The following is a 3,129-nucleotide window of genomic DNA, read 5'->3' as shown; positions in this document are numbered from 1 at the left end:
CGCGCCGCCAGCGCCCGCGCGAGCATCTCGTCGGCGCGCCTCATGCCCGTCCCCCCGCGGCGCGCATGAAGCCCTCGATCCGGGCGATCGTCGGCCGCCGCAGCACCCGCCCCCGGCGCAGATCGGGCACCAGCCGAGGATCGTTGACCGCCAGCCGGCCGAATTTGCTGGGCGTCATCCGCCGCTCCCTCAGAAAAATATCGATCGCCTGCAAAAGCCCCACGACTCGCTCCTGTGTTCGTGATATGTTCAGTTGCAGGACATTTCCAACATTGCTAGGCTAATTCCTATAATGGATGAGATTGATGGAAATCGGCAGGGCGATGAGGGCGTGCGCACCGCGCTCGAGACGCTGATCCGCGATCGGCGCGAGGATTATGCCGGCCTGTCGCGCCTGCTCGGCCGTAACGCCGCCTACATCCAGCAGTTCGTCAAGCGCGGCACGCCCAGGCGCCTGTCCGAAGAGGATCGCGCCACGCTCGCGCGTTATTTCCGCGTTTCGGAGGCGGTGTTCGGCGGCAAGGCCGAAACCCCCGCGACGATCGTCCCCAGCACCGCCCCGCCCGCGGCGCTGCGCGACGCAAGCCATGTCGCGCTGCCGCGTTTCGCGGTCGGCGCCTCGGCGGGGCCGGGCAGCCTCGATCCCAGCGAAGCCCGCCGCGCCGACATCGCCTTCCCGCCGCGCATGCTCCGCGAGCTCGGCGCGCACGATCTCGGCGCGCTGTCGCTGATCACCGTCGCCGGCGATTCGATGCGCCCGACGCTCGCCGACGGCGACGAAATCCTCGTCGACACCAGCGACACCGCCGATCGCCTCCGCGACGGCATCTACGTGCTCCGCATCGAAGAGGCGCTGCTCGTCAAACGCATCGCGCTCGCCCCCTCCGGCGGCATCGCCATCCGCAGCGACAACCCCGATCATCCGAGTTGGAACGACCAGGACAAGGCGACGCTGACGATCGTCGGCCGCGTATTATGGGCCGGGCGGAAGCTGTAGAGCCCGTCCTGTCGCCGTCGAACTCCCGTCACCCCGGCTCAAGGCCGGGGTGACGTTTCTTCTCGAACGGGACGGCCTCTAGGTCAAAACCGTATCGATGGCGCTGATCGAGGGCATGAAGAAATATCCTCCCCCGGTCGGCCGGATGAAATCGGCCTCGAAGGTGATCTTCGCGGTATCCGGCGGCACGGCCAGGCCGGCGATCTTGCGCGATCGTGCGGCCCCGTGCGCCTGCCCCAGCACAGGATCCTCGCCGATGCCCGCCTTGGCGAAATTCTTTCCGTTCACCCATTTCTGCGTGATGAACTCGAACTGATTTTCGATCGAGGTCTGATAGCAGACGAACATCAGGCCGCGAGAATGCTTGCTCTTGCCCGTCGAGGCCTCGTCGGGCTGCACCTCGGATCCGAACGGGATGCCGGCCCGAAGAATGCGATGCGTCTGCGTGTCCGGCTCACCACCGTCGGGGGTATCGTCGTTGCGCGGATAGGTCTTTCGGATATGCGCGGCGAACGGGCATTTCGCGCCGTCTTCGTCATTGTCGCCGAATTCGAATGCGTTGTTCAGCAGCGGATCGTCGCCGTTGACCGGATCGTCCGTGCCGGTTTCGATCACCGGCCAGCCGCTCTTGAACCGCCCCACGACGCGCGCGCCGAGCAGCTCCGGTGACGTGTTTTTGAGGAGCTTGGCCTTGTCCTCGATCGCCTTGTCGAATTCCGGTACGAGCTGTTCCAGCCGGCGATAGACCATGTAGCTGCCGTTGCGCATCCATTTGGGGCCGCCGTCGATCGGCGGTGCCCTTTTCTCGACGTCGGTGCGGTCGGGCGACTCATAGCCGAAGACGAACGCGCCGGGCCAATGCAGGTCCGCCCCGGGCAAACCCTGGTTCGGGTCGGGACTCTGCGTCGGGTTCAGAAAATCCTCACCCGGAACCGCCTGATCGATGCGACCGCGAACCGCCGGCTGCGAGACACCGTCCAGATAGCCGAAATGCTCATGACCGCGGTCCTTCTTGGGCCGCGTGAAGCCTTCGCCGGTAAAGAACGGCAGCCAGGTATTGGGCCCGGCGGCGTTCACCAGGTCGCTGAACATCGTTCTTACGGTCGTCAGATCCTTGCCCGTAAGCAAGATGATACCGTGAAGCGGTCCGACCCCGTTGCCGAGCAGCCAGTTGGAAAGCTTCCCCGGTCCAGCGACGGGATCGTTCAAGCTGTCGGAGCGCTTGGCCAGGCCGGCCACGAAAGACTTGTCCTTGATTGTCTTCACATCGGGGGCGCCCAGCGTCTTCAACCCGTCGAACGTAAATCCGATGTTCAGTCCCCGGATATCCAGCAGTTCGCTGCCGCCGTTCAGCTTCTGCGCCCTGATCTTGGCTTCGGCGCGTTTGACGTCGACGCATGTCGTGATGCCGAGCCCGCGCAGGAATCGCTTGAAGCGCGTGACGTCCAGAATGACGAACCCCACGAACAATTCGGCGTTCTTCTGGAGCCCGATGAGAATATCCCCCTGTATATCAGAGAGCTCGAGCTGAGGTTCGGTTGCGCGGTTGACGGCCATGGTCGATCCTTTTCTGCGCGCACCCCGTTCAGGCGCCGCGGTCATGGAAGCGCTGTCAAGCAACCGACTGTCGTTGATATTAATCCGGATCAACCGCCAAGAGTAGGGCTTTTCCACCGAAAAGTCCGGAATGGTCTATTATAGTCCGTGGCGGTCCCATGACCGTATCCGGCGTATCGCCGCCCGCTTATCGCCCCGTCCGCTCCCGATCGACCAGCCACAGCCCGATCGCCAGCGTCGCGCCGAAGCCCACCCCGATCAGCACCCCCAGCGAGGGCTGTCCCAGCACCGCGCCGATCAGCGCGCCCGCCATCGTGGCGAGCGCGAGCGGGGCGCCGGCGGCGATCGGATTGCGGTTGGACATGTGCCGCCCTTGCCACGCTTGCGCGTCTCTCGCCACCCCGCCTCGCCGCGAAGCAGCATTGCGGTTGGCAGGCGTCGCTTCCACCCTCTAGGGGAGGACCATGTTTCCGGTTCCCTCGCGGAGGATCGCAGGCGCGGCCGCCACCGCCGCGCTGCTGATCGCCACGCCCGTCTGTGCGCAGGCGCCGGCCGCCGCGCCGCCCGTTCCGGCC

Annotated in this window: 4 protein-coding genes; 1 reads left to right on the top strand and 3 read right to left on the bottom strand. The window is 65.5% G+C overall.

Going from position 1 to position 3,129, the window contains the following annotated elements:
* Positions 1-40: 40 nt before the first annotated feature.
* Positions 41-178, bottom strand: a complete 138-nt coding sequence (locus HUU94_RS06485) for a hypothetical protein (RefSeq protein ID WP_174274286.1) — start codon at positions 176-178, stop codon at positions 41-43.
* Between the two features lie 114 nt (positions 179-292).
* Here HUU94_RS06485 and HUU94_RS06480 point away from each other — a divergent pair, with 114 nt between their 5' ends.
* Positions 293-997, top strand: coding sequence for a S24 family peptidase (locus tag HUU94_RS06480; protein WP_174274285.1), 705 nt, complete (start codon positions 293-295; stop codon positions 995-997).
* A 78-nt stretch (positions 998-1,075) separates the two neighbouring features.
* On the opposite strand, the gene HUU94_RS06475 is transcribed toward HUU94_RS06480, so the two are convergent.
* A complete protein-coding gene (locus HUU94_RS06475; protein ID WP_174274284.1) occupies positions 1,076-2,554 on the bottom strand; it encodes a Dyp-type peroxidase in 1,479 nt (492 codons plus the stop codon).
* Between the two features lie 187 nt (positions 2,555-2,741).
* Positions 2,742-2,918 (bottom strand): hypothetical protein, encoded by a 177-nt coding sequence (locus tag HUU94_RS06470; RefSeq protein WP_174274283.1) that lies wholly within the window; start codon positions 2,916-2,918, stop codon positions 2,742-2,744.
* Positions 2,919-3,129 lie beyond the last annotated feature (211 nt).

The organism is Sphingomonas bacterium (genome assembly GCF_903644055.1).
Lineage (GTDB): Bacteria > Pseudomonadota > Alphaproteobacteria > Sphingomonadales > Sphingomonadaceae > Sphingomonas_I.
This window is presented reverse-complemented; position numbering and strand designations above follow the sequence as displayed.